The 3258-nt window shown below is 70.8% G+C and carries 2 protein-coding genes and 1 pseudogene; all 3 read left to right on the top strand.

Going from position 1 to position 3258, the window contains the following annotated elements; translation table 11 throughout:
• The coding region (locus K0M70_RS04480) for a thymidine phosphorylase family protein (protein ID WP_290779819.1) at positions 1 to 1269 on the top strand (1269 nt) is incomplete at its 5' end.
• Entirely contained in the window at positions 1266 to 2183 is a 918-nt protein-coding gene (locus tag K0M70_RS04475) for a ribose-phosphate diphosphokinase (protein ID WP_290779816.1), read from the top strand. The genes K0M70_RS04480 and K0M70_RS04475, both read left to right, overlap by 4 nt.
• Positions 2184 to 2222: 39 nt before the next feature.
• Positions 2223 to 3258, top strand: a pseudogene (locus K0M70_RS04470) (xylulose 5-phosphate 3-epimerase); the annotation flags it as partial.

The raw sequence follows: 3258 nt of genomic DNA, 5'->3' as shown, positions 1-3258 counted from the left end.
CCCTCGGCGGGCGCCAACCCCACCTTCCCCAACCCCGCCCCGCCCGCCGCGCCCGGCGCCCTGCGCGCCAAGGTGTTCGGGGCGCGCCTGGGCGACGCAGATTGCCTGGCCCTGATGCGTGATACGGCCGCCAACCGGCTTTCGGACATCGAACTGGCGGCGTTCGTGACCGCCTGCGCCGGCGAACGCCTGGACCATGGCGAAACCCTGTCCTTGACTCGAGCGATGGTGGCCGTGGGCCAGACCCTGGACTGGGGCGGCGGCCCGGTGCTGGACAAGCACTGCGTGGGCGGCCTGCCGGGCAATCGCACCACCCCGATCGTGGTCGCGATCATCGCGGCGCTGGGGCATCGCATCCCCAAAACCTCCTCGCGGGCGATCACGTCGCCGGCCGGCACCGCCGACACGATGGAAGTCATGGCGCCGGTGGCGCTGGATCTGGCGGCGATGCGGCGGGTGGTCGAACGCGAAGGCGGCTGTATCGTCTGGGGCGGCAATGTGCGCCTGAGTCCGGCCGACGATGTCCTGATCCGGGTCGAACGACCGCTGGACTTCGACAGCGACGGGCAACTGGTCGCCAGTGTGCTGTCCAAGAAAGTCGCCGCCGGCGCGAGCCACGTGCTGATCGATATGCCCGTCGGGCCCACCGCCAAGGTGCGGTCCGACGGCGCGGCGCAAGCACTGGCAGCACGGCTGACCGACACCGCGTCCGCAATGGGGCTGACGCTCGCCGTCCTGCGCACCGACGGGCGACAGCCGGTCGGCGTGGGCATCGGCCCGGCGCTGGAGGCTCGCGATGTGTTGTCCGTACTGCGCGGCGCGCCCGAGGCCCCGGCCGACCTGCGCACGCGGGCTTTGGCCGTCGCCGGCGCCTTGCTGGACCTGGCGCCGGGCACGCCGCCGGGCCAGGGGCTGGCCCTGGCCACGCAGACGCTGGCCTCGGGCCGCGCCTGGGCCAAGTTCCTGGCCATTTGTGAGGCGCAAGGCGGCTTCAGCGAGCCGGGCGAAGCACCCTTCCAGGCGCCGGTGTTGGCCACCCACGCCGGGCGCATCCGCGCGATCGACAACCGGCGTCTGGCGAAAGTGGCCAAGTTGGCCGGCGCGCCAGGCGCGGCCTTGGCCGGCCTCGTCTGCAGCTTGCGCCTCGGCGATCCGGTCGTGGCCGGGCAGCCGCTGTACACCGTGCACGCCCAGTCCCCGGGCGAGCGCGACTACGCCCTGGCCTACGCCCACGCGCACCCCGACATCCTGTCCCTGGAGGCCCCATGAGCCGCGTCCTGATCCCCTTCCCCGATTTGCAGCCCTTGGCGGTCGAACTGGGAGCGCGCCTGCAGGCACGCGTGGCACCCGTAGGCTGGCGCCGGTTCCCCGATGGCGAATCCCTGATCACGCTTGACGCCCGGCTCAGCGGAGTCGACGTGGTGGTGGTGGCCGGACTGAGGAATGTGGACTCGGTCGCGCTGGCGCTGCGTTTGGTCGCCGAGACCGCCCGCCAACTCGGCGCCCGCTCGGTCGGCCTGGTGGCCCCGTACCTGCCCTACATGCGCCAGGACACCCGCTTCCATCCCGGCGAAGCGATCAGCGCGCCGATCTTTGCCCGCTTCCTGGAGCAAAGCGTCGACTGGCTGGTGACGGTGGATCCGCACCTGCATCGCAATCCGCGCCTGGACGGGTTGTTCTCCATCCCCACCCGCCATGTCGCCGCGGCGGCGGCGATGGCGGCGTGGGTGCAGGCCAACGTCCCCGACGCGATCCTGATCGGCCCCGACAGCGAATCGGCGCAATGGGTCGGCGACATCGCCGCCCGGGCGCAGGTGCCTTTCCAGGTACTGGCCAAGATCCGGGAGGGCGATCGCGCCGTGCGCGTCAGCTTGCCCGATCCCGTCGCCGCCCGAGGCCGCACGCCCGTGGTGGTCGATGACATCGTTTCCTCGGGCCACACGATGATCGAAACCCTCAAACACCTGGCCGCCTTGGGCTTGCCCCCGGCGACGTGCCTGGTCACCCACGCGGTGTTTTCCGAGGACGCCTACGAGCGCCTGCTTGCCGCTGGCGCCCAGCGCGTCGTCAGCACCGACACCATTCCCCACCCGGCCTGCAATGCCATCGCGATGGCGCCGGCGCTGGCCGTGGCCTGCGAGGCACTGCTCGCCGAGCGCACACCGTCCCTTGCCGCCCCTTGATTGATGCAGTCACCGCTCCGCCTTTGCTTTGGAGATTCGATGAACGACCTGACCTGTCCCGCCAGCGCCATCAGCGCCATTGACCAGCACCGGATTGACCAACTGGCCCGGCGCTATGCCCAGGCCGAGCCGGCCTTCGCCGCGTGGGCCGCCGGCTATGGTGTCATCGCGCACTCGCCACTCACGCAACTGCGCGTCCGGGCCATGCTCGAAGAATTGGTCGCCACCGGCGCGCTGCCTGACGTGGAGACCGGTTACCGTCGCCTGAGCGCGGCCGACCGGATCGCCAGCGCTGGCATGTGGCTGGTGGCGCATATGACCTATGCCCAGCGTGTCCGGCTCGACGGCAGTCCGATGGCCGCCGAGGACTTCAAGCCGCAGCCCGAGGGCCATACCGGCGGCGCGTTGAACATGGTGCCGGCCTACACCGGTTACCTGGCGATGAATGCGCTCGACGGCAGGACCCGCGCCTGGATGATGGGCCAGGGGCATTGCGTGGCGGCGATCGATGCGCTCAACGTGATCGTGGACAACATGAGCCCGGCGCATGCGGCCCGCTACGGCCTGGACGAGCCGCGCCTGGCGCGGTTCGTCGGCGACTTCTACTCCTACGCGCTCACGCCTGAAGGACGCCCAGCCTCGCCGCTGGGCTCGCACGTCAACGCCCACACCGCCGGCGGCCTGCAGGAAGGCGGGTACCTCGGTTTTGCCGAGCTGCACTACGTGCACGCGCCGCTGCCCGGTGAGCGGCTGGTCGCGTTTGTCAGCGATGGCGCCTTCGAGGAGCAGCGCGGTGGCGACTGGGCGCCGCGCTGGTGGCGCCCGGATGATTCGGGCTTGGTCGCGCCCATCATGATCCTCAACGGCCGGCGCATCGAGCAGCGCAGCCAGATCGAACAGCAGGGCGGCGAGGACTGGCTGTATCGCCACCTGCGTCTCAATGGGTTTGAGCCCATTGGCCTGGACGGCCGCGATCCGGCCAGCATTGCCTGGGGTATCCACGTCATCGAGTCGCGGCTGCAGGCCTGCACCGAGGCGGCCGCGCTTCATCCCGAGGGTGATTTCCGGATCCCGC

It is taken from the genome of Arenimonas sp., from assembly GCF_019459675.1.
GTDB lineage: Bacteria > Pseudomonadota > Gammaproteobacteria > Xanthomonadales > Xanthomonadaceae > Arenimonas.
The sequence above is the reverse complement of the archived record's forward strand: the minus strand, read 5'-3'. Positions and strand labels throughout refer to the sequence as shown.

Bases quoted from the DNA above. Each gene is read 5' to 3' on its own strand.
- K0M70_RS04475 (WP_290779816.1), top strand. From the start codon at position 1,266: ATGAGCCGCGTCCTGATCCCCTTCCCCGATTTGCAGCCCTTGGCGGTC.